The 24,788-nt window shown below is 29.8% G+C and carries 27 protein-coding genes; 16 read left to right on the top strand and 11 right to left on the bottom strand.

All coding sequences use genetic code 11. From position 1 onward, the window contains the following. Positions 1-114: 114 nt before the first annotated feature. Complete coding sequence (locus H6553_09230; protein ID MCB9034007.1) at positions 115-2,139, bottom strand: KUP/HAK/KT family potassium transporter; 2,025 nt, start codon at positions 2,137-2,139, stop codon at positions 115-117. Positions 2,140-2,312: 173 nt separating this feature from the next. On the opposite strand from H6553_09230, the gene H6553_09225 reads away from it, so the two are divergent. The 9 genes from H6553_09225 to H6553_09185 all read left to right on the top strand — a co-directional run bounded on the left by H6553_09225 (position 2,313) and on the right by H6553_09185 (position 10,583). Then, positions 2,313-2,636 (top strand): SUF system Fe-S cluster assembly protein, encoded by a 324-nt coding sequence (locus tag H6553_09225; GenBank protein MCB9034006.1) that lies wholly within the window; start codon positions 2,313-2,315, stop codon positions 2,634-2,636. A 19-nt stretch (positions 2,637-2,655) separates the two neighbouring features. Further along, complete coding sequence (locus H6553_09220) at positions 2,656-3,069, top strand: BrxA/BrxB family bacilliredoxin (protein MCB9034005.1); 414 nt, start codon at positions 2,656-2,658, stop codon at positions 3,067-3,069. Between the two features lies 1 nt (position 3,070). Next, complete coding sequence (locus H6553_09215) at positions 3,071-4,600, top strand: bifunctional GNAT family N-acetyltransferase/carbon-nitrogen hydrolase family protein (GenBank protein MCB9034004.1); 1,530 nt, start codon at positions 3,071-3,073, stop codon at positions 4,598-4,600. A 109-nt stretch (positions 4,601-4,709) separates the two neighbouring features. Further along, the gene (lpxA, locus tag H6553_09210; protein ID MCB9034003.1) at positions 4,710-5,483 is read left to right on the top strand and encodes an acyl-ACP--UDP-N-acetylglucosamine O-acyltransferase; all 774 of its coding nucleotides are present in this window, start codon (positions 4,710-4,712) and stop codon (positions 5,481-5,483) included. Beyond that, positions 5,480-6,097 (top strand): ABC transporter ATP-binding protein, encoded by a 618-nt coding sequence (locus H6553_09205; protein ID MCB9034002.1) that lies wholly within the window; start codon positions 5,480-5,482, stop codon positions 6,095-6,097. The genes lpxA and H6553_09205 overlap by 4 nt, the downstream gene beginning before the upstream one ends. Positions 6,098-6,262: 165 nt before the next feature. Then, on the top strand, positions 6,263-7,354 hold the full coding sequence (aroC, locus tag H6553_09200; GenBank protein MCB9034001.1) for a chorismate synthase: 1,092 nt from the start codon (positions 6,263-6,265) through the stop codon (positions 7,352-7,354). A 120-nt stretch (positions 7,355-7,474) separates the two neighbouring features. Continuing rightward, on the top strand, positions 7,475-8,932 hold the full coding sequence (locus H6553_09195; GenBank protein ID MCB9034000.1) for an NAD(P)/FAD-dependent oxidoreductase: 1,458 nt from the start codon (positions 7,475-7,477) through the stop codon (positions 8,930-8,932). Positions 8,933-8,950: 18 nt separating this feature from the next. Then, positions 8,951-9,781: an SDR family oxidoreductase gene (locus H6553_09190; GenBank protein ID MCB9033999.1), complete on the top strand. Its 831-nt coding sequence runs from the start codon at positions 8,951-8,953 to the stop codon at positions 9,779-9,781. Continuing rightward, positions 9,768-10,583: an SDR family NAD(P)-dependent oxidoreductase gene (locus tag H6553_09185; GenBank protein MCB9033998.1), complete on the top strand. Its 816-nt coding sequence runs from the start codon at positions 9,768-9,770 to the stop codon at positions 10,581-10,583. Before H6553_09190 ends, H6553_09185 begins: the two co-directional genes overlap by 14 nt. On the opposite strand, the gene glpK is transcribed toward H6553_09185, so the two are convergent. The 6 genes from glpK to H6553_09155 form a co-directional block, all read right to left on the bottom strand. Beyond that, positions 10,584-12,086, bottom strand: a complete 1,503-nt coding sequence (gene glpK / locus H6553_09180; protein MCB9033997.1) for a glycerol kinase GlpK — start codon at positions 12,084-12,086, stop codon at positions 10,584-10,586. Positions 12,087-12,295: 209 nt separating this feature from the next. Next, entirely contained in the window at positions 12,296-12,958 is a 663-nt protein-coding gene (locus H6553_09175) for a YdcF family protein (GenBank protein MCB9033996.1), read from the bottom strand. Then, entirely contained in the window at positions 12,955-14,037 is a 1,083-nt protein-coding gene (locus tag H6553_09170; GenBank protein ID MCB9033995.1) for a hypothetical protein, read from the bottom strand. The genes H6553_09175 and H6553_09170 overlap by 4 nt, the downstream gene beginning before the upstream one ends. 3 nt (positions 14,038-14,040) lie before the next feature. Continuing rightward, a complete protein-coding gene (locus H6553_09165) occupies positions 14,041-14,556 on the bottom strand; it encodes a phosphoribosyltransferase (protein MCB9033994.1) in 516 nt (171 codons plus the stop codon). Positions 14,557-14,591: 35 nt separating this feature from the next. Further along, a complete protein-coding gene (locus tag H6553_09160) occupies positions 14,592-14,915 on the bottom strand; it encodes a helix-turn-helix transcriptional regulator (protein ID MCB9033993.1) in 324 nt (107 codons plus the stop codon). A 2-nt stretch (positions 14,916-14,917) separates the two neighbouring features. Continuing rightward, positions 14,918-15,265 (bottom strand): type II toxin-antitoxin system RelE/ParE family toxin, encoded by a 348-nt coding sequence (locus H6553_09155; GenBank protein MCB9033992.1) that lies wholly within the window; start codon positions 15,263-15,265, stop codon positions 14,918-14,920. Between the two features lie 222 nt (positions 15,266-15,487). Between H6553_09155 and H6553_09150 the strand changes: the two genes are divergently transcribed. From H6553_09150 to H6553_09125, 6 genes are all read left to right on the top strand, one after another. Further along, the gene (locus H6553_09150) at positions 15,488-16,819 is read left to right on the top strand and encodes a (Fe-S)-binding protein (GenBank protein ID MCB9033991.1); all 1,332 of its coding nucleotides are present in this window, start codon (positions 15,488-15,490) and stop codon (positions 16,817-16,819) included. 29 nt (positions 16,820-16,848) lie between these two features. Next, positions 16,849-17,631: a (Fe-S)-binding protein gene (locus tag H6553_09145; protein MCB9033990.1), complete on the top strand. Its 783-nt coding sequence runs from the start codon at positions 16,849-16,851 to the stop codon at positions 17,629-17,631. 3 nt (positions 17,632-17,634) lie between these two features. Further along, entirely contained in the window at positions 17,635-18,135 is a 501-nt protein-coding gene (locus H6553_09140; protein MCB9033989.1) for a hypothetical protein, read from the top strand. 28 nt (positions 18,136-18,163) lie between these two features. Next, positions 18,164-18,847, top strand: coding sequence for a hypothetical protein (locus H6553_09135; GenBank protein MCB9033988.1), 684 nt, complete (start codon positions 18,164-18,166; stop codon positions 18,845-18,847). Positions 18,848-18,849: 2 nt separating this feature from the next. Next, positions 18,850-19,560 (top strand): 16S rRNA (uracil(1498)-N(3))-methyltransferase, encoded by a 711-nt coding sequence (locus H6553_09130; GenBank protein ID MCB9033987.1) that lies wholly within the window; start codon positions 18,850-18,852, stop codon positions 19,558-19,560. 133 nt (positions 19,561-19,693) lie between these two features. Next, positions 19,694-20,365 (top strand): DUF4159 domain-containing protein, encoded by a 672-nt coding sequence (locus tag H6553_09125; GenBank protein ID MCB9033986.1) that lies wholly within the window; start codon positions 19,694-19,696, stop codon positions 20,363-20,365. A gap of 9 nt (positions 20,366-20,374) precedes the next feature. Here H6553_09125 and H6553_09120 read toward each other — a convergent pair whose 3' ends face one another. Next, on the bottom strand, positions 20,375-20,992 hold the full coding sequence (locus tag H6553_09120) for a rhomboid family intramembrane serine protease (protein MCB9033985.1): 618 nt from the start codon (positions 20,990-20,992) through the stop codon (positions 20,375-20,377). Positions 20,993-21,001: 9 nt separating this feature from the next. Beyond that, complete coding sequence (locus H6553_09115) at positions 21,002-21,436, bottom strand: type I restriction enzyme HsdR N-terminal domain-containing protein (GenBank protein ID MCB9033984.1); 435 nt, start codon at positions 21,434-21,436, stop codon at positions 21,002-21,004. A gap of 41 nt (positions 21,437-21,477) precedes the next feature. On the opposite strand from H6553_09115, the gene holA reads away from it, so the two are divergent. Next, a complete protein-coding gene (holA, locus tag H6553_09110; protein MCB9033983.1) occupies positions 21,478-22,479 on the top strand; it encodes a DNA polymerase III subunit delta in 1,002 nt (333 codons plus the stop codon). A gap of 117 nt (positions 22,480-22,596) precedes the next feature. Here holA and H6553_09105 read toward each other — a convergent pair whose 3' ends face one another. Then, on the bottom strand, positions 22,597-24,081 hold the full coding sequence (locus tag H6553_09105; protein ID MCB9033982.1) for a T9SS type A sorting domain-containing protein: 1,485 nt from the start codon (positions 24,079-24,081) through the stop codon (positions 22,597-22,599). 77 nt (positions 24,082-24,158) lie between these two features. Then, positions 24,159-24,713: a YqgE/AlgH family protein gene (locus H6553_09100; protein ID MCB9033981.1), complete on the bottom strand. Its 555-nt coding sequence runs from the start codon at positions 24,711-24,713 to the stop codon at positions 24,159-24,161. Positions 24,714-24,788 lie beyond the last annotated feature (75 nt).

The raw sequence follows: 24,788 nt of genomic DNA, 5'->3' as shown, positions 1-24,788 counted from the left end.
TTATAGATTTATTTAATTATGAACTTTTTAGTTGATGAACCACTAACTAATTTGTGAAATAGCTTGATGCATTAAGATTTCTAATAGCATACTGTTTAAAAACAGCTTAAAATTCTACTCTTTGTATTTATCAAATAGATAAGTAATGGAAATTTCGTTTTTTCGTAAGTAGTGTTTTTTATGTGATTTTTCATCAATAACTATTCTTCTTAAAGCTGGTTCATTTTGAGTTGCTACAATTAATGGCAGTTTTTCTATACTTACATAATTACTTTCTAAGCCAAAGTGTTTTTCTTCACTTAATGAGAATTTTTTAAGAAAGAAATACAGTCGCATAGTTAGTTTTTCTTTGAAATTTAATAAATTATCAATATTCAAATATTTTTCCATTACTATAAATTGATAATCGCCTAATGCTTTTTTCTGTAATATTTTTTGATAACCTTCGTCATAAGCAATTTCTCCTCTATCTTTCATGTCTATCAAAATTTTTCTAAACATGGCTTGAATTCTTTGCTCTACTCTAAATCCTAAAAATAAATCTATTCTATATACTTTTGATGGAATGATTGTAGTAATGGTATAATCAGTTTCATATGGATTATCAACTGTGTTGACATGTATAAACCAATAAAAATCTGCTCGTTTTGGTTTCTTATTAAAAATAGAATACATGATTTTTTGTTCTACATCAGACTTGTGTTCTGCTCCAGTCATATAAATTAAATGGTCAGAGTATTTAGGAACTTCTTTATTTACTGATAAATTTTCTAGTGCTTCTAAAAAATCTTTAATAGGTACAAACTCAACATATCTGTTTTTAATAATTCTGCTTCTATACCAAACATACATCACTACAATTAAAGCACCAGCAACAATTACTGTAATGTAACCACCTTCATGAAATTTTCTCAAATTGGCTGACAAAAAGCCAATTTCTATTGTTAAATATACAACGAGATATACTATAATCCATGTAAACTTTATACGCTGTGTCCACATATAAATACTCAGCAATACAGAAGTCATTAGCATAGTAATAGTAATACTTAAACCATAAGCAGCTTCCATATTCGATGAATTTCTAAAGTGAAAAACCATAAAAATACAACCAGCCAACATCATCCAATTGATTCTTGGAATATAAAGTTGTCCTTTCATTTCTGTAGGATATTTGATTGCCATTTTAGGCCACAATTTCAAACGAATAGCTTCAGAAATTAAAGTAAATGAACCAGAAATTAATGCTTGCGATGCAATAATAGCTGCAATAGTAGCAATGGCAACTGCGTAGAAATGCAAACCATTTTCATCAAACAAACCAAAGAAAACTCTACCATTTAAATGCTGACCTTCGTATTGTAATAACCAAACAGCTTGACCTAAGTAATTTAAAATCAAACATGTTTTTACAAAAATCCATGATGCTCTAATGTTTGCTCTACCAACATGACCTAAATCGCTGTACAATGCTTCTGCACCAGTAGTACTTAAAAATACAGCACCTAAAATAAAAATGCCACCATTTAATAAATTATTAGATAATAGTTTAAAGGCATAATACGGATTTAATGCTTCAAAAATTTGAGGATGTTTTACAATAGAAATTATTCCAAAAATGGCTAAAGTCAAAAACCAAATTAACATAATTGGACCAAATAACTTGCCTATAGATTTTGTACCAAATTGTTGTATAATAAATAATCCAGCTATAATAATTATAGCAATCGTCATAGTAGCTTCTTCGTTCATTTTTAAACCTTCAATTGCAGAAGAAACAGAAATTGGTGGTGTAATAATACCATCTGCCAATAAAGTTGCAGCACCAATAATAGCTAAATAAACTGCCCATTTTTTATATCTTCTAATTAAAGCATACAACGACAAAATTCCACCTTCGCCATTATTATCTGCTCTAAGCGTTAGAATGACATATTTTATTGTTGTTAAGAGTGTCAATGTCCAAAATACACAAGACACACCACCATAGACTAATTCTTTAGTAATGATACTATCGCCAATAATCGCATTAAAAACATAGAGTGGTGAAGTACCAATATCGCCATAAATAATTCCTAGTGAAAGCAAAAATCCTAATGCACTTGGTCTTTTGTGATTAACATGATGTTCTGAAGACATACTTTTGAAAATTGTTACAAAGTTGACCTATTTTTCACCATATAGAATTATTAGGCAGTTGTATTTTAATTAAGTTTATTTTATCGCATTATTACAATGTGTTTTAATTTCCGTTACAAAAATTTAAACTTATTTAAATTCATTCTAATTAAGATTGCGTATCTTTGTGCTAAATGATAGCAGAAAAAACCTTTATGGAAATTAAAGATGAGGCAATAATTGCTGTTCAAAATATATACGATCCAGAAATTCCTATCAATATTTATGAATTAGGATTGATTTATGGTATAGATGTTGATATTGATAATAATGTAGTAGTAACCATGACATTGACTGCACCAAATTGTCCAGCAGCAGAAAGTTTACCTGCAGAAGTTCAGGAAAAAATACAAGAAATTGAAGGTGTTAAAAATGTTACTGTAGATATTGTCTTCGATCCACCTTGGGATCAAGAAATGATGAGCGAGACAGCAAAATTAGAACTTGGATTTTTATAAATAACAAAAAAACAAAAATATGTATCCAGAACAAATGACCAAACCAATGGAAGCTGAATTAACCAATGCTGGTTTTACTGCATTAAAATCTGCCGATGAGGTTCAAGAAATATTAGACAAAAAAGAAGGTACTGTATTCTTAGTTATCAACTCGGTTTGTGGTTGTGCTGCTGCCAATGCAAGACCTGCGGCTATTGCATCTGTTAAAAACGATAAAAAACCACAAGAATTAATTACCGTTTTTGCTGGTGTTGATAAAAGTGCAGTTGATAAAGCAAGAGAATATACTTTTCCGTTTCCACCATCATCGCCAAGTATGGGTGTGTTTAAAGATGGAAAATTAGTACACTTTATAGAGCGACACATGATTGAAGGCAGACCTGCTCAAATGATAGCTGATAATTTAGTCGCTGCTTTTAATGAGTATTGCTAAGATGTCTAGCCAAGCAATAGAAAATATAGAATTACAGCTATTAAACATCAATGACTATGATGAACTGAAAGAGGCAATGATTCAGTCTTATCAAACCATGCCAGATGCTTTTTGGAAAAAACACCACATTAAAGCTTTAATTGATAAATTTCCAAAAGGACAAGTTGTTATTAAGGTAAATGGAGAAATTGCTGGTTGTGCCTTGTCTATTATTGTTGATTACAGTAAGTATGAAGATAAACATACTTATAAAGAAATAACAGATAATTATTCATTTAATACACATAATAACAATGGAGATGTATTGTATGGAATTGATGTTTTTATTAAACCAGATTTTAGAGGTTTACGATTAGGCAGACGATTGTACGATTATAGAAAAGAACTGTGCGAAAAACTTAATCTAAAAGGGATTGCTTTTGGTGGAAGAATTCCTAACTATCACAAATACGCTGATAAAATTTCTGCTAAAGAATACATAGAGCAAGTAAAACGAAAAGAAATACACGATCCTGTTTTAAATTTTCAAATGTCTAACGACTTTCATCCATATAAAGTTTTAAAAGGATATTTGGAAGGCGATACAGCTTCAAATGAATTTGCTGTTTTACTTATGTGGGACAATATCTATTACGAAAAGAAAAATAAAAAATTAACTCATACAAAATCTGTTGTAAGATTAGGTTTAGTACAATGGCAAATGCGTTTGTATAAAAACTTAGACGAATTAATGCAACAAGTAGAGTTTTTTGTAGATGCTGTTTCTAGCTATAGAAGTGATTTTGCACTGTTTCCAGAATATTTTAATGCACCATTAATGGCAGACGACAATCATTTGTCAGAACCAGAAGCCATTAGAAATTTAGCAAAACACACTAGTAAAATTGTAGCAAAATTTAATGAATTATCTATATCTTATAATATCAATATTATTACAGGAAGTATGCCTGAGTTGGTTAATGGAAAATTGTACAATGTAGGTTATTTATGTAAAAGAGATGGCAGTATTGAACGCTACGAAAAACTACATGTTACACCAGATGAAGCAAAAGTTTGGGGCTTACAAGGTGGTAATTCGCTAAAAACTTTCGATACTGATTGTGGTAAAATTGGTATTCTAATTTGCTACGATTCAGAATTTCCTGAATTGAGTAGAATTCTAGCAGATGATGGCATGGACATTTTATTTGTTCCTTTTTTAACAGATACTCAAAATGGTTATTCAAGAGTGCGACATTGTGCTCAAGCTAGAGCTATAGAAAATGAATGCTATGTTGCTATTGCAGGAAGTGTAGGCAATTTACCAAAAGTGCATAATATGGATATTCAGTTTGCTCAGTCTATGGTATTTACGCCTTGTGATTTTCCTTTTCCAACAAATGGAATAAAAGCAGAAGCTACACCAAATAGTGAAATGATTTTAATTGCCGATGTTGATTTAGATTTACTACGAGAATTACACCAGTTTGGTAGTGTAAAAAATCTAAAAGACCGTAGAAAAGATTTATATCAGTTAAAATATATAAAATAATAATTATTCTTATTGAATGCTAATTGGTATAAGACATATCCATTCAATACTTTTATTCTAACACACTTGCTTTATTCTTAGTCTAATTTGTTATTTTTGCAAGCAAACTATTGTATTGACAAACTTCATACATCAAAATGCTAAAATTGGCAATCAAACTACTATTGGTTACTTTTCTTTTATAGATGATGATGTTATTATTGGCGATAATTGTACTATTGCTAATAATGTAACTATTTATGCTGGAACTCGAATCGGTAATAATTGTACTATTTTCCCAAATGCTGTAATTGGAGCTGTTCCTCAAGATTTAAAATTCAACGGAGAATATTCTACAGTAGAAATTCACGACCATGTAACTATTAGAGAATGTGCTACTATAAATAGAGGAACTAGTGCTAGTGGAAAAACTGTTGTTGGTAGCCATAGTTTAATTATGGCTTATGTACATATTGCTCACGATTGTATGATTGGCAAACATTGCATTTTAGCTAATTCAACCAATTTAGCAGGTCATGTTACTATAGATGATTATGCTTATTTTGGTGGAATGAGTGGAGCACATCAATTTACACATATAGGAAAACATGCTTTTATTTCTGGCGGAAGTATGATTGGTAAAGATGTTCCACCATATATTACAGTAATGAGAAATCCTGCACAATATGCTGGCATTAATGTAGTTGGATTAAAAAGGCAACAGTTTGATGTAAATAGTATTCATCAAATACAAGATATTTATAGACTATTATTTGGAAGTGGTTTAAATACATCTCAAGCACTCGAAAAAATAGAACAAGATATTCCTAGTTCAATTTATAAAACAGAAATTGTTCAGTTTGTTAATGAAGCATCAAGAGGTATTATAAAAGGAATAATATGACTATTCAATTAACAGATATAAGCAAGCGATTTGGCTACGAATGGATATTTAAAAAAATAAATTATCAGTTTTTACCTAATGAGAAATATGCCATTCTAGGAAATAATGGAAGTGGTAAATCTACACTACTTAAAATAATAGCCAATGGTATGTTGCCAAGCTTTGGAAAAATAGCATACAATATTCAAAATAAAAATGATTGTAGTGATGATGTCATTAATCAAGCTATAGGATATGCTGCTCCATATGTAGAATTAATCAACGAATTTACCATTACAGAAATGTATGAATTTCATGCTTCATTTAAAACTATGGCAGTTAACAATGTACAAGAATTTCTACAAATTATAGATTTAGAAAAAGCTAAAAATAAAAGTATTAAACAACTATCATCTGGAATGAAACAAAGAGTAAAATTAGGTTTGATTTTATTATCTGATGTTGAAGCTATTTTACTAGACGAACCAACTACCAATCTCGATGAAAATTCAATTCAATGGTATCATCATATGATAGAAAAATATACCAATAATAAAACTTTAATTATCAGTTCCAATCAACCAATAGAATACGAATTCTGTAAACACCATTTACACATCAACGATTATAAATAGAATGATTTCATTTAAAATAGGGCTAAATACTTTATTACACAAACCAACATTCCGAATTCATTTCGGAAGCTATTACTTCAAAAAAATCTTGATTCTAGAAATCTTTTAAAAGTTTCTATACTCAATATAAGATTAAATTAAACTCATTCTCTTTATATTTGCACTATGGCTGGAAATTCGTTTGGCAAATTATTTAAGATTACCACATTTGGCGAAAGTCATGGTGTTGGTTTAGGTGTAATTATTGATGGTTGTCCAGCTGGTTTAACTATTGATAATAGTTTTATTCAAAATGAATTAGACAGAAGAAAACCAGGACAGTCTGCTATTGTAACACAAAGAAAAGAAGCAGATGAATTTGAAATTCTATCAGGTGTTTTTGAAGGCAAAACGCAAGGTACGCCAATTGCTATTTTAATTAGAAATGAAGACCAAAAATCTAAAGATTACAATCATATCAAAGATAGCTTTAGACCATCTCACGCCGATTTTACTTATGAAAATAAATACGGTTTTAGAGATTACAGAGGTGGTGGAAGAACTTCTGCTAGAGAAACCGTTGCTCGTGTAGCTGCTGCTGCTATTGCCAAACAACTATTAGCACAGTTTAATATTCAAACCTATGCCTATGTTTCAAAAGTTGGACATTTGCAGTTAGACAAAGATTATACTCAATTAGACTTATCCAAAATTGATAGCAATATTGTTCGCTGTCCAGATGAAACTATGGCAAATCAAATGATAGACTATATCAAAGAAATACGCAAACAAGGCGATACAATTGGTGGAATTGTTACTGGTGTAATTAAAAATGTTCCAGTTGGTTTAGGCGAACCAGTTTTTGATAAATTACATGCAGACTTAGGTAAAGCTATGCTAAGTATTAATGCATGTAAAGGTTTTGAATATGGTAGTGGTTTTAGTGGATTGAATTTAAAAGGCAGCGAACACAACGATATTTTTTATAACGATAATGGCACTATAAAAACCAAAACTAATTTTTCTGGTGGCATTCAAGGTGGATTAAGCAATGGTATGGACATTTATTTTAATGTTGCTTTTAAACCTGTGGCAACTATTATGCAAGAACAACATTCTGTAGATAAATTTGGTAATGATACTACTGTTAGTGGAAAAGGCAGACACGATCCTTGTGTTTTACCAAGAGCTGTTCCAATTGTAGAAGCAATGGCTGCTTTAGTTATTACAGACCATTTACTACAAAACAAAACAAGTCAATTAAATAATATAAAATAATATATTTATATTAGCAATATACTTTACATTTGTTAAGAATTTTAGCTTAAGCTGTAATTTATCTTGAGATAAAGATATTGGCATAGTTTATTACTAACTTTATATTAGAAATTTAATATAATGAAAAATGCTTATACAGTAATAATAATAGGTAGTGGTTTTGGTGGACAATGTGCAGCTATTAATCTACAAAAAAATAATATCAATGATTTTTGTATTCTTGAAAGAAGAGATTTTATGGGTGGTACTTGGATGCAAAATAATTATCCTGGTGCAGCTGTAGATGTACAATCGCCTTTGTATTCTTTTTCTTTCGAACCATATAATTGGTCGCAGATGTTTGCAGAAAGAGATGAGTTAGAAGCATATACTAAACACATCATCAAAAAATACGATTTAGAAAAGGAAACTAAAATCAACACTAATGTAGAAAAACTAGAATGGAGCAATGACTTACAAAAATGGAAAATTCACACTAATAATGGTGAGTATTTAGCTCAGTTTATTATCAATGCATCTGGTCCTTTAAGTACGCCAGTAATTCCAAACTTTAAAGGAAAAGATAGCTTTAAAGGAAAATCTTTTCATAGTAATAATTGGGACAATAACTACGATTATAGCAAAAAAAGAGTAGCCGTAATTGGAAGTGGTGCAAGTGCTGCACAAATCATTCCTGCAATTGCTCCAGATGTAAAACACCTTGCTGTATTTCAAAGAACACCACATTGGGTTTTACCAAGACCAGATAAAAATTTTAATAATATAGAAAAATTTTTCTTAGGTAATAATAATATTTATAATATTGTAAGAAATTTAATTTACTGGCAATTAGAAACTAGAGTAATTGGTTTTAAGTATTCTGATTTTATGCTCAAAAAAGTGGCAGAAGATGTAGCTAGAAAATACATCAAGGCGTCAATAAAAGATAAAACACTACAAGAAAAAGTAACGCCAGATTATACCATTGGCTGTAAAAGAATTATTTTATCTAGTACATTGTATCCTGCATTTACTAGAGATAATGTAACACTCTTTTCAAAAGAAAATGGCATTAAAGAAATTGTTGAAGATGGTATTATTACTCAAGATGGAACTAAAGTAGAACTAGATTTAATTGTATATGCTACTGGTTATGATGCTACCGACAATGTAATTTCTTATCCAGTGTATGGAAAAGATGGTACTACAATTGCAGATTTTTGGCATGATTTTCCAAGAGCATATTTAGGAACAGCACTACCCAATTTCCCAAATTTATTTGTAGTTACTGGACCTAATACTGGAATTGGACATACCTCTGCTATCTTTATAATTGAAGCACAAATGAATTATATTATGAAAAGTATTCAAACAGTCATAGCTTCAAACAAAACAATAATTGAAGTAAAAGAAGAAGCTGAAGAAAAATATACCAATATGATTCATGATGAAATGAAAAAAACAGTTTGGCAATCTGGTGGATGCAATAGTTGGTACAAAAGTAAAAGCGGAAAAGTTATTGCTATGTTTCCTGGTTTTAGTTTTACCTATTTAAATATGACTAAAAATTTCAAAACAAAAGATCATATATTATCTTAATATAAATTATACTTATTTATGAAATCATTTAAGAATAAAGTAGTTGTAATTACTGGGGCAGGTTCTGGCATGGGAAGAGCATACGCATTAGCTTTTGCTAAAGAAGGTGCTAACTTAGCATTAAATAGTTATAGTTTAAATAATTTAGAAGAAACCAAAGAAATTGTTAATAGTAAATATAATGTTAAAATATATACAAGCGATTTTGATGTTTCGAATAATGCTAAAATGAAAGCTTTTGCAAAAAATGTCAAAAAGAACTTAGGTAATGCTCATGTTATTATAAATAATGCAGGTATTGAAGGTAATAGTAAACCAGTTTTTGAATTATCTGTAGAAAATATTGATAGAATTATGCAAGTAAATTTCTATGGTGTAGTTAATGGAACGCTGGCTTTTTTACCACAATTAATTGATAATAATGAAGGTGCAATTGTTAATGTTTCAAGTATTTTTGGTTTAGTAGGTGTTCCTAATTTTGCCGATTATTGTGCTAGCAAGTTTGCAGTCAGAGGATTTACAGAATCATTAATGGTAGAACTACTTAAAAGTCCAATAACAGTTCATTTGGTACATCCAGGTGGAATTAATACCAACATAACTCATAATAGCGAGAACCAAAAATTTGATAGTAAATATCTATCAACACCACCTGAAGCAATTGCTAGTGTTCTTATTAAAGCGATAAAAAGAAAACAATCTAAAATTGTTTATGGTAATGGTGCTTTAAAAACTTGGTTAGGAGCAAATTTTGTACCTCAAGATATTTTAAATGGTATACTTTGGCATGAATTTAAGAAAGTAATTGATTTAAAGTCTTATAAAAAAAGATTCTATGAAATCATTTAACAATAAAGTCGTTGTAATTACTGGAGGAAGCACTGGTATAGGACACGAATTGGTAAAAGCTTTTGCTAAAGTTGGAGCTAATATTGCAACTTGTGACATTGCTAGCTTTGAAGATACTAAGAAAGCAATTAGTCAGTATGATGTTCAACAATACTACGAAAAAGTAGACATGGCAGATAAAAAAGCCATTAAAAAATTTGCAGATAATGTATTGAAAAAGTTCGGATATATAGATATACTAATTAATAATGCAGGCATTGCTTTAGGCGATATTTCTTTCGATAAGGTATCTTTAGAAGACTTTGAAAAAATAACCAATATAAATTATTGGGGAGTAATTTATACTACACAATTATTTTATCAAAGTTTGATAGCAAGACCAGAATCTGCTTTGGTAAATTTATCAAGTTCACAAGGCATTTTAGCATTGCCATATCTTGTGCCTTACTGTACTACAAAATTTGCTGTAAGAGGTTTTACCGATGCTTTGCGAATTGAAAATGAAGTAAGAGGCATCACCAATCTTAGTATTCATACCGTTCATCCTAGTAGAGTTGCTACTAATATTACTTTGAATGCAGATTATAAAAGCAATCGTACGCAAAGATTCCATGAAAATTTACAAGCTGGAACTTCTCCAAAAGATGCCGCTAAAATTATAATGAAAGGTATTCAGCAAAAGAAAGACAGAATTTTTATTGATGATGGTGAGTTACACGATATTCTAGCACGACTAATGCCAACATCTAATAAGTATATAATAAAACAAATGATGAAACTAAAGAACTTTAGTGTAGACTAATTATTCGTCTTCTAATTCCCATGATTTACATCTTTCAATTGCTTTTTTCCATCCTTTTTTAAGCTGATTGGCTTTGTCTATTGGCATTTTGGGCGAGAATTTTGCATCTATTTTATAGTTAGCAGCTAGTTTATCTTTGTCGTAGAAACCAGTTTTTATACCAGCTAAATAAGCAGCACCTAATGCAGTCGTTTCTATAATTACTGGTCGGTCTACAGGTACTCGTATTATATCCGACTGAAATTGCATCAATAAATTATTGGCAGATGCTCCACCATCTACTTTTAAACCTCTTAACTCTATATCTGCATCATTTTGCATAGCATTCAATACATCATGTGTTTGGTACGCTAAAGATTCTAGTGTAGCTCTAATTAAATGTGATTTTTCTGTACCACGAGTCAATCCAAAAATAGCACCACGAGCATACATGTCCCAATATGGTGCACCTAATCCAGCAAATGCAGGAACTACATAGACACCAGCTGTATCTTCAACTTTCATCGCATAGTATTCTGAGTCTGGAGCAGAATCAATTAATTTCAAACCATCTCTAAGCCATTGTATAGCAGCACCAGCAATAAAAACACTGCCTTCTAATGCATATTCTACTTTATTATTAATACTCCAAGCAATGGTTGTAATTAATCCAGATTTTGATGGCACAAGTTTATCGCCAGTACTCATCAACATAAAACAACCTGTACCATAGGTATTTTTAGCATCACCAGCGTTAAAGCAAGTCTGACCAAATAAAGCAGCTTGTTGATCACCAGCAACACCTGTAATTGGAATTTCGATATCAAACAAAATATCAGCGTGTGTAGTGCCAAAATCACCACTTGAGTCTAAAACTTGTGGTAATATTTTTGTAGGAACATCTAATTGATGTAGCAATTTATCATCCCAACTTAAATTTTTAATATTGTATAAAAGTGTTCGTGAAGCATTACTGTAATCTGTAGCGTGTACTTTTCCTTTGGTTAGATTCCAAATCAACCAAGTATCAATAGTGCCAAATAGTAGTTTTTCTTCGTGTGCTTTTTTTCTTGCATCACTTACATTATTTAAAATCCAGTTGATTTTAGTTCCAGAAAAATAAGCATCTATTACTAAACCAGTTTTTTCTCGAACATAATCATCTAAATTTCTTTTTTTCAACTCATCGCAAAACGAAGCCGTTCTTCTGTCTTGCCAAACAATAGCATTGTAAATTGGTTTGCCTGTGGTTTTGTCCCAAACAACAGTCGTTTCTCTTTGATTGGTAATTCCAATACTATCAATTTCTTCAGGATGAATGTTGGCTTTAGCAATAGCTTCTCGAGCGACTTCAATTTGAGTTTGCAATATTTCCATTGGATCGTGTTCTACCCAACCTGGTTTTGGAAAATATTGTGTGAATTCTTTTTGTGCAACAGCTACTATTTGTGCATTTTTATCAAATAAAATAGCTCTTGAACTAGTAGTACCTTGATCTAATGCTAAAATATATTTTTTTGTCATGTTAGATGATTATTCATTCCAACACAAAATAAAGTAAAAATCATTATTCTCATAACTTGAGTTTGTTTTCTGTGCTGTCTAGAATTTCTTCCTGATATGATATACTATCACTTTAGTACAAGTAGTAGAAATTGCTAATAAAAAGTGTAAAGAAGAAACGCTCGACAATATGATTTTTTTATTTATATTATAAGAAAAAGAATAATTAATTACTTTATATCTATTGTTTCTCCTAAAAAATGTGGTTCTGTTTTGAGTACATAAATATCTAAAACCATTTTAACTCTAGCTAGTTTTTCTCTAAAAAAGTTAAACACAGATTCGTTTAAGGCAACATCTTTAGCATTAAATCCAATAACATTCATATCATTAGCATCAGCAATAAAAATGGCTCGCTTATTATGAAATGCTTGTGATATTACGGTTACTTTGTTTTCTTGAAACACTTTTTTGCATCGTACCATAGAATCGAAAGTACGAAAACCAGCATAATCGCAATAGATTACAGAATCTGGAATTCCCATTGCAATTAGTGTATCTCTAAAATCGTGTGGTTCGTTATAACCATACCAACCATTATCGCCACTAATAAGAATTCTATCTATTTTTTTGTTTTTCCAAAGTATATAAGTTGCATCTACTCTTTTTTGCCAAAACGGATTAATAGTTACTTTGTCTTCGAGTGTTTTGCATGTACCAAGCAATAAACCAACTCTGTTGTGTGGAATTTTATTGACATCATTATACAATTTATTTTGTGATGCTTTTTCGACTAAATTACTTGAAAAAATAATCAACCATAAAATAAAAACAGAAAATAATACAATAAATATATAAGTGTACTTATTAGATAATAGTTTTTTTATTGTCATTTTATTTTATAATGATATTTTAAAAGTGTATGCAATGGTTGTGATGCAAATTTGTACAGATTGTCTTTGTAATTGACTTTATTTTTTTCTAGCAATCGAATTAAGTTAAAACCAATAGCTCCTACATAATAAAAAGCTTCATTGGTGTCTGAATATTTTGGATCACTATTCATATTGAAACTACTAAAAGAAGTTCCACCAGTATAATTATTATCTATTTTTAATAAAGTAGAATCACCTTTAAATGCATTGTAATTGTGTTTTAAAATAGCTTCTTGATAATAAGTAGCACCTTCTAGTTTTTCCCAAAAATCTTCTGGTAAGTTAATTGGAAATTTTGTTTGTTTGATGTATTGCTTTCTTCTTTCGTTTCGGACTTTTAAAAACTCAGCAAAATATTTTTTTTCTACTTCTTTATTGGTACTCTGAATTGCTTTTAATAACAATTGATTTTCTTTATCTAAAGAATCTTTAAATGCAATATTGTTGTGATAAATACTGCTTAAAGAATCCATTGTTAGTAATTTCTTTTGTTTTAATAAACTGGTGATATAGTCTAAAATGGCAATGTTTTTGTATTGATATTGATGATAATATTCGTGAAAAGCACTAACTAACCATTCATCTGTATTATTAAATTCGTTAATGTTTAATCGTTGATACAGTTCTGGTGAACTTGCAAATAATACTGGTAGCTTGTAGTAAATCTGAGATTCATCGCCAAACTCTGGTTCAAACATCGTTTCAATAATGGCAATTGGAGTTTTAAAAGGAGCTAATTTTAATAGCGAATAGTCTTCACTAGCATCAATAGGAGCGTAGTTGTGAATGCGTTCCATAATTAATGCTTCTGGATTGAAGAAATAACTTGCAGAATCTGTTATGTAAACAATTGTACCTACAAAATTGCTTTTTCCAAAATCTTTCCAATATAAATTTCCAGCAAACTGCTTCATATTGTTTAAGCAGTCTATTCGTGCTACCATTACTTTTTCTTTGTCAGTAAGTACTTCTTGTGCATTTGCTAATTGAAAAGAAAAACAGATTAAAACGATAATATATATTAGTAATTTTTTCATCCATTAAAATAAATACGCTGCTTGAGCTGTGTTTTGTTTAAAATCTACAATAATATGTTCATTTAAAGTTGTAGCAATTGGCATGCCAACAATATCAGCTTTTATAGGAAATTTTTTGTGTGTTCTATCAATCAACACTACAATATAATTGCTTTTAATGCTATAATTTGCCAAAATTTGTTGAGCATAGTATAATGTTTTTCCAGAATTAGCAACATCGTCTATAAAGCAAACAGTCTTGTTGTTAAAATCTAATTGTTTACTCAGTGTAATTTTATCTGCCGTTGGATTTCTTTTATTGATAGTGAGTTCTGTTATCTCAATTTTTATTTTGTTGTCTATTGTTTGAATGATTTGTACAATATTTTGAAGCAAATCAAAACCACCTTCAGCAATACCAACTAAGCACAGTTCTTTTTCACCATAAGTATTTTCTAATATTTGATAAGCCATTCGTTCTAATTTTAAATCGATAGCAGCTTTATCTAATATTTTTTTTGCAGTTGATGGAATTTTCATAAGTGTTGCGTTTCTTGATTATTAAGCACTTGGTTTTAATATGCTATTTTTCTGTCGTTAAGTTCTACATTGAAATTTACTTTCGCACCTAAAGCTTCAAAAACTTTCAAAATAGTTTCGAATCTTGCATTCTTAACGCTATTCTCAATTTTAGATATTTGAGCTTTCTGAACACCAACAAGTTCTCCGAGTTGTTCTTGAGTTAATTTGCGTTCTTGCCTTGCTTCTTTAATTGCTTGTCCTAATAAATCAATTCTAAGTTCATTTTCAAATGCTTCACGCCTTTCTGTTCCACGCTTACCAATATGTTTATCAATCATTGAGTCAAGAGGTATTGTTTTAAATTTATTTGTAGCCATTATTATTTATTTTTTGTTTTATTTTCTATGTATAAGTTTCTTATTTCTTCTGCTTTTTTAATTTCTTTTGGTGGTGTTTTTTGTGATTTTTTCAAAATTCCGTGTGTTGCTATAACTAAAGTATTGTTGGTCTTTGTTTTATCCCAAAATGAAAAAAGTCGGTATGCTTTTCCATGGTACAATGTTCTAAACTCCCAAATAAAATCATTAAGTTTTTTAAACAGTTCACTATCATTTACAAATTGAGCTTTCTTTATGTTATAATATATTTTTTCTCTTGTTTTGTCGTCAAGATTCCCTAAAAAATTAATTGCATCAGGTAATAATTCTATATCAAAATTTGGCTTCATTCACAGTCTCATCAAAGTTAAGAAAATTTCCTTATTGGGAAACATTTTTTTGTGTTAAAAAAATATTTACATTTTACTATATAATAATATGCATACCAATAATAGCAAATAACAAGAACCTCATTATACTAATTTATAAAGAAATAACTTTATATTTATCTATCCATGTTAAAAATTAATAATAAACGATTATTTTAGCGAAGATTTTATAAAACACAAATTATGTTAATTGTACAAACTATTTTGTTTATTGTAGTAACCATTGGTTCATTTTATATTGCATTTAAAAAGTTCAAAGAAATTTACGACAATGTAAACTTAGGTAAACCAGAACACATTAATTCAACACTTGGATTTCGATTAAAAAGTATGCTCTTAGTTGCTTTTGGTCAGAAAAAGATGTTTAAAATTACCTTTCCAGCTTTTTTGCACTTAGCTATTTATGTAGCATTTTTAATTACACAAATAGAATTATTAGAAATCATTATTGATGGATTTACTGCTGGACACAGAAGAATATTTCATTTAATACACAATATTCCTGCTTTAAAATTCATTTATAAATTTACTATTGGTTCTATCGAAGCTATTTCGTTACTGACATTCTTTGTTACCATTATTTTTATTCTAAGAAGAACAATTTTTAAAATAGCTCGATTTAATAAACCAGAAATGAAAGGTTGGCCAGCTAAAGATGCTTTGTTAATCTTAGCTTTCGAGTTAATGTTAATTTGCTTTATTTTTATGATGAATGGAGCAGACAGAGCACTACAATTACAAGGCAATCATCATTATATAGATACTGGTGGATTTGTTATTAGCAAATATTTAGGTGCATCAATGGCTAATTTACCAAGTGGTTTATTGGTGTTTATGGAACGAGTAGGTTGGTGGGGACACTATATCATGGTATTAGTTTTCTTAAACTATTTACCTTATTCTAAACATTTACATATTATGTTGGCATTTCCTAATACTTTCTTTACGAGACCTGAGCCAAAAGGAGAAATGCACAATATGCCAACCATTATGAATGAAGTAAAAGCAATGTTTGATGATAGCTTTAAAGCACCAGAAGTAGAAGGCGAAATGCAGTTTGGTGCTAAAGATGTATTTGATTTGAGTTGGAAAAGCTTATTAGATGCATATACTTGTACAGAGTGTGGTAGATGTACCGACGCTTGTCCTGCAAATCAAACAGGTAAAAAACTATCTCCTAGAAAAATAATGATGGATACTAGAGATAGAATGACAGAAATTGCTCCAGCATATAAAGAACAAGGTGCAGCATTTAACGATGGCAAACAATTATTAGGCGATTATATCTCAAAAGAAGAATTAAGAGCTTGTACTACTTGTAATGCTTGTGTAGAAGAATGTCCAGTGAATATTAGTCCGTTAAGTATCATCTTAGAACTAAGAAGAAATATGATTATGGAAGAAGCAGATGCACCAGCAGAATGGAATGCTATTTTTGCTAACTTGGAAAATAATCAAGCACCATGGCAGTTTTCTCCAGCAGATAGATTAAAATGGACCGAAGAATTAAGTTAATTATATAAAAACGAATAAATCTAAATAATATGAATAGTGTACCAGTAATGTCAGATTTAGTAGCAGCAGGCAAAACACCTGATGTTGTGTTTTGGATTGGTTGTGCAGGAAGTTTTGACCAAAGAGCTCAAAGAGTTACTATAGCATTTACTAAGATATTAAATCAATTGAATACAAATTTTGCAGTACTAGGAACTGAAGAAGCTTGTACTGGTGATCCTGCAAGAAGAGCAGGAAACGAATTTGTGTTTCAAATGTTGGCACAACAAAATGTAGCAACGCTAAATAATTATGGCGTTAAAAAAATAGTAACTACTTGTCCACATTGTTTCAATACTTTAAAAAATGAATATCCAGCATTAGGCGGAAATTATGAAGTATTACATCATTCACAATTTTTACAGCAGTTAATTAACGAAGGAAAATTGAAAGTAGAAGGTGGTGCTTATAAAGGCAAAAGAATTACTTATCACGATTCTTGTTATTTAGGTAGAGCAAACGATGTTTATGAAGCACCAAGAACTGTTATTGAAGCTTTAGATGCAGATTTAGTGGAAGTAAATAAATGTAGAACAAATGGATTATGTTGTGGTGCAGGTGGTTCGCAAATGTTTAAAGAAGATGAACCAGGCAATCAAAGAATCAATATTAAAAGAACAGATCAATTAATAGAAGTAATGCCAGACATGATTGCAGTTGCTTGTCCGTTTTGTAATACTATGATTACCGATGGTGTTAAAAACGAAGACAAACAAGACGATATCAAAGTTTTAGACATTGCAGAATTGATTGCAAATGCCAACGGTTTATAGTGTATGAAAACTGCTTATAACGACATACCAAATGATGGACTTGTATTTATGTTTCAAGCCAATAGAAATTTTTCTACTGATGAAGCAGAAATTATAAATCAAGACATTCAACAGTTTTCAGAAGTATGGTTATCGCATACCAAAGCAGTTAAAAACTATGCTCAAATATATTTTAATAGAGTAATTGTTTTTTTTGTAGATGATGCTTTTAATGCAGTTGGTGGATGTTCTAAAGATAGCTTACATCAATTTATTAAATCACTAGGAGAAAAATATAATATTAATTTCTTTGATAGAATGCAGTTTTTGTATTGGAATGCAGACAATCAACTATGCGATTTTAATTTCAACGAAGCAGAGCAATTAATACAAAATGAAGTGTTAACCGCTGATACTTTGATAGTCAATCATCAAGTGGACACCAAAGCAATATTTGAAAATAATGTGAAAATTCCACTTAAATTATCTTATTTTTCTAAATTTTTGATGTCGTATCACAATTAATCACTAACTTAGTATCACTGACTAAATTATGAAGTTTAATTTTAAATATTTTTTGGTATTAGTAACAGTGCTACTAGTAAGTAGCTGTGCTTCAACATACAAGCCATTTGTAGTCGAAAATTTTCCGTTTAAGGAATTAAATACAGAAAATAGTAGAATTGATTACACAGCACGACAAGGAGTGATGTTCAATACAAGCAATACAAGATATGCTAAGAACGAAATTAAAAAAGACGAGCAATATACCTTAGTTGCTTTTAAAATTGTCAATAAATCAGATATTCCAGTTGCTATTAAAGATTTAAATTATTCTTGTGGAGGAAGCACTGTAATTACACCAATTTCTATGGAAAGCTATTTGAAAAAAGTAAACCAGAAAGCTGCATTACATTGGTTGTGGAGTGCTGCTGGTATTGTGTATCCAAAACCTGCTTATGACGAAGTAGTTATTGGTGGAGTAAAAACTAAAGTTCCAAAGGAAGACAAGGGTTTTACTAAGAATGGAAAAACTTATATTCCAATTCCTGTAGGTTTAATTTATGGTGCTGTAAACTATGGTATTGCTAAGAAAGCCAACAATAAAATGAAAAAAAATGTAGCTGATTACGACTTAAATCAGAAAGTAATTCAACCACACGACTCAATTTTTGGCGTTTTACCATTTAAAGGAATTCCAAATTGTGGTGATATTTATATTACTACACCGTATTAATTTTGAAAAGATTTTTTTCTAATACTATTCCAATTTTATCAGGATTTGAAGCTAATCATGCATTTAAAGTACTACGATGCAAAGAAGGTGAGTTAGTAGAGATTATTGATGGTAGTGGAAAATTATTTCGTGCTAAAATATTTTCTGTTCACAAAAATGAAGCTCAACTAGTTGATTTAGAATTATTAGAACATCAAACCGAAAATCAAAATAAACTAAGTATAGCAATTGCTCCAACTAAAAATTCAGACAGAATTGAGTTTTTTCTAGAAAAAGCAACTGAAATAGGTGTTGATAATATTTATTTTATAGAAACACATAGAACAGAAAGAAATAAAACTAATATTAGTAGATATTACAACAAAGTAGTAAGTGCTTGTAAACAAAGCAAACAGTTGTATTTGCCAATCATGCATACTATACAATCTTACGACGAATTATTGGCATCACATCATATTAAAGCTTACGAGCAACTATTTATAGCACATTGTAACGAAACAACAAAACAGTTATTGACTCATCAATATCAAAAAAATAAGCAAGCACTATTGTTAATTGGTCCAGAAGGCGATTTTACTGAAGAAGAAATAAACTTGGCTCTTAACAAAAATTTTGTTCCAGTAAGTTTAGGAAATACTATCTTGCGTGTAGAAACAGCAGGAATTGTTGCTTGTGTTACTGTAAATAACATTAATAATGAAAATAGTTTATAAGTTATTATCTATTGAATGCTTAGAATCAAAGTTTGGTAAAAATCGTCATTCTCAACTTGATTGGGAATCTATTTTTCGATTTTTACAACAGATTCCAAATAAATTTCTTCGTTATACTACGAACTTTTTTGGAATGAAGACTACATATAGAATATATAATTTATTATTTGTTTTATTGGTCATGTTTTCTAGTGTTGTGCTAGCACAAAATACTACAGTAAAAATTGGTTTACTCAAGTACAAAGGTGGTGGCGATTGGTATGCTAATCCAACTTCATTGAAAAATTTAGCGAGTTTTTGTAATAAAAATCTCAATATGCAACTGTCTACCAATATAGATGAAGTAGAACCAGGAAGTAGTACACTATTTAATTATTCGTATATACACATCACTGGACATGGCAATATTCTTTTTACAGATGATGAAGCAGAAAACCTACGGTTGTATTTAATAGCAGGTGGTTTTTTACATATTTCAGATAATTATGGAATTGATCCTTATATTAGAAAAGCAATGAAAAAGGTTTTTCCAGAATTAGATTTTGTAGAGTTACCAGCTAGTCATCCTATCTATCATCAGAAATATAATTTTAATAATGGCTTGCCTAAAATACATGAACATGATAATAAACCAGCAAAAGGTTTTGGTTTAATATACGAAGGCAGATTAATTTGTTTCTACGATTATGAAAGTGATTTAGGCGATGGTTGGGAAGATGCTTCTGTACATAAAGATGCAGAAAGTAAAAGACAACAAGCACTACAAATGGGTGCTAATATTATTAGTTTTGTTTGTACACAGTAATATTCTTACTTAAAATCCAAGTTGTGCTATAAAATTACCTAGTGCTGGTTTCCACAATAACACAATGAATAAAATTCCCCAAACTGCTCCGTAAAAATGTGCATCATGTCCAATATTATCATTGGCTCGTCTTCCCATAAAAAAAGAATAGAGTAAGTAACCAACACCTAAAATGTAGGCAGGCATAAAAAATGGAATTGGAAAAATCATCAACTTGTTTGTAGGATATAGAATAATGCTACAAAACACAATAGCACTAACAGCACCAGAAGCTCCTAATGCATTATAAGCTGGATTATTTTTATGCTTAAAATAGCTATATACACTACTCATAATTAATCCACTAATATATAATATGATATACATTAAATTGCCTTTGTTCCCAAAAATATATTGACTTTTAAACGACTGTTCTACAATGCCACCAAATAAATACAATGCATACATATTAAAGAACAAATGCATAAAATCTGCATGAATAAAACCAGAACTAATAAATCTAGAATAATCTTTGTTAGTATGAATTACATACGGATTAAAAATTAATTTAGACATAGTCGCTCTATTATTAAAAGCCATTAAACTGGTAATTACAGTTACTATTATAATGCCATAAGTTATCGTCATACTACAATATTAAACATTTATTTTTTCATTTTTAGGCAAATCTGCCAGTGCTTTTACTTCATTAGCATCAATTTGATATACAAAACTGCTATTGCCATTGGTAAGCATTAATAAAGGCACTTGTAAGCTTAAATTATAAGTAAACAACTGCTTTAAATCTTGTTCCGATAAATTAATTTGTGTGGCTTTGCATTCAATTAAAATTTGCATTTGCATTTGCTTATTAAATACAATAATATCATACCTTTTTTTTATATTATTAAAAACAAATTGCTTTTCAACAGAAATATGTGTAGCAGTATAATGGTATTTTTCTATCAATTGTAAAATGGTAAACTGTCTCACTTTTTCTTCTGGTGTTAATACCAACCATTTTTTTCTTATCAAGCAAAAAACAAAAGATTTCCCATTTTCTTTCTTTATGTTGATTTTATTTAATGCCATTTATTACGCTAAACTAATACAATTTTATACTTTCGCAAAACATGCTTTCTTTTGATCAAATAGCACAAGAAATTAAAGATAAATCGTTTGATAAGATTTATTTTTTATGTGGAGAAGAAATATATTTTATTGATGTAATTGAAAAATTAATCTTACAAAATAGTTTAGCAGAACATGAGAAAGATTTTAATTTAGATGTTTTCTATGCAAAAGATACTGATCCACAAAATATTATTAATGCAGCACAACAGTATCCATCGTTTGCAGAGAGGAGAGTAGTAATTGTTAGAGAAGCACAGCACTACAAAACTAAAGATTGGGAATATCTAGAAAAATATTTTTTAAATGCAGCCGATTCTACTATTTTAATTTTTGAACACAAGCACAAAACCATAGACAAACGAACTAAAGTATCTAAAAGCATACAAAAACACAGTTGTTTTTTTGAAAGCAATAAGCTAAACGATGTAGAAGTTCCTAAATTTATTATAGAAACAGCAAAGCAAAAAAAGATAAAAGTAAAAGATAGCATTGCTCAATTATTGGCAGAGAATATTGGCAACGACTTATCACACATTGTTTTAGAGTTAGATAAAGTAGCGACTATTTTGCCAGAAAATAGCGAATTAACAGCTACTGATGTAGAAAAATGGATTGGCATTTCTAAAGAGTACAACATTACTGAAATGAATAAAGCAGTAATACATCATGATTTTAAAAAAGCACTGAAAATTATTTTATACTTTGATAGCAATCCGAAAGCTGGAAACATTATACCAATTATTGCTTTTTTATATACTTATTTTAGTAGATTATTGGTCTATCATCAACATAAAAACAAAGCAGAATTTGAGTTAAAGAAATTGGGCTTGTTTTATATCAACGATTATAAAGTTGGTGCAAATTACTACAGTTTTGAGAAAACGCAAAATATCATCAACGACTTGTGTTTGTATGATGCAAAATCGAAAGGTTTGTACAGTACAGGCAATACAGACACTACTGCTCTTTTAAAAGAATTGATTTATAAAATCATGCATTAAGGTTGAATCTTTTCTTATTCTAAAAAATACAGTCATTGCTAATTTTTGTGAAGTATAAACAAAAAATGAAGCAATCTATTTCAATAAAGAAAAGCTTTATAAGATAAAAATTGCAAACTAATTCTTTATAAAACTAATAGTCGCATTGTGTTTTTCTGTAGATAACTGAATTAAATACATAGCATTATCTAAACTACTTACATCAATACTAAAGTTGTTGTTGTTAGCATTATATTGATTTTGATAAACTAGTCTACCAGTCATGTCTATAATATTCACATTAATATTACTATTGACAAACTGATGTTTGATTTGTAGTGTATTGCTTGTCGGATTTGGATATACATCAACCAAATAAGCATCATTTTTATTGTTTTTAATGGCTGTAGGTACTTGCTCTACAGTTTTGTCAATAATAATTCCTTGTCGTTTACCTTTCAGTACATTACGCATAAAATCTGCTTGTTGTTTGGTAAACATATTGTAGCAATTATCTCCAGAATAATCCATATAATTTTCAAATAAATCTGGATAGTCAACAATTCTATTATTAGCAATAATTGGAGCATCACAAGTATTAATGGTAGTATCACATCTATATTCGCCAAGTGTAGAAGATGCAGGAGCTTTTTGTGGTGGCGTATCTTTTATACCATCAGTAAATAATAAATCGGCAGTAAATATATTGCAATCTACACCAAAAAGATTTCCATAATCGCCCCAAATATGTCGCAAACCTAAGTAGTGTCCAACTTCATGTACAGTAGTTCTTCCTTTGCCAATAGATTCTTGTACATATGGTGGTCTTGTTTGTGCATAATAATTATTCACACCAAAAAAGCGATAATCAATAGACACACCATCTACATCTTCTGCAGGATAACCAACACCAAATGGCCAATTGCGTAATCCTGGTGGAGCAAAAGCAAAACCACCAAGTACACCTTCGCTTAAATCTCTATTATAATTTAAATTAGTAACCCAAATATTTAAATATCTTTTAGTATCCCAAGGACTTTTTCCTATAGTGGTATCTTGAACACCATTCACTGTTTTTACTACTGTATCTTTTTTAAACCAATCTGATATTGTACTAAGCAATTGTTCTAACGGATCATTAGAAACTTGTGATGGTGGTTTTGCAAATGTTCTAGTAATTCCATTTGTAGGATTTCCATCAGGATCTAAAGTAGCTAATTGAAACTGTAATTTAGGATTTCCTTTAATACTAGTAAAAATTGGTCGAAGATTACTACCATCTTCATTGGTAGCAGAAAAGTCTTTATTAAGTTGATTAATTTGTGAAAAAACAATATCATCAGGAATATTTTGTTGATTATTATCTTCTATATGAACAATATGTACTACTACTTGTATCGTGTAAATAGTATCATCTGTAGCAAGTCTAGAGTTTTGTCTGTCTATAATATCATAAAATGAATTAAAATCTTCATTTACATTGTTATTATAATTTGGATTGATATGACGCATTGCTTCTACAAATTGCTCTTGACCACAAACTTTATGCATATCATCAAAAGCAAAAATGAACTGATGCATTATTAGTATGCTAAATACAATAAGTGTAGATTTTAAACTCATATTAAATTGATTTACATCAAATATAAGCAAAAAAATGAAAAGTTAATTTTTCTTAAATTAAGCTTTATGCTTACTGTTTAATTCAATTGTGGATTTTCTGGAAAGTTGGTCATTAGTTTGTATTTTCCGCCCATGTGTGTTAATACATCTTGCCACATATATTCACTCATTTTATATATTTGGTGATAGTCTTTGCAAACTATCCAGCTTTCTTCTTTCATTTCTTCTTGTAGTTGATTTTTGTCCCAACCTGCATAGCCAATGAAAAATTTTATATTGTGTGGGTGTATTTGTTTATTTTTTATTAATTGTTTTAAAACTTCATAATCACCATTCCAAAAAATATTATCGGCAATAGGCGTGGAGTTGGGAATTAAATCGCCATAACAATGTAAATAATTCATTTGGTCTAAACCAACAGGACCACCATAATACATCAAAGCATTAAAACTAGGAAAGTTTTCAATCATCTGATTGATTTTAAAAATAGAAGGTCGGTTTAATACTAAACCAATACTACCTTGCTCATTGTGTTCGCAGATAAGCGTAACCGTTCGCTTAAAATGTTGGTCGTACATAAAAGGTTCTGCCAATAGTAAATCGCCTTTATTTATAATTGTGTTGTTAGACATATCAACAAAATAAACAAAAAGAGTAATTAAATGGTTTATTTTTTACATTAAAATACCTTTTTTTGCATTTATTGC

This window comes from Chitinophagales bacterium (assembly GCA_020636535.1).
In the GTDB taxonomy this organism is placed as follows: domain Bacteria; phylum Bacteroidota; class Bacteroidia; order Chitinophagales; family JADIYW01; genus JADJSS01.
Note: the sequence above shows the minus strand (reverse complement) of the source record. Positions and strands in the feature narration are given on the sequence as shown.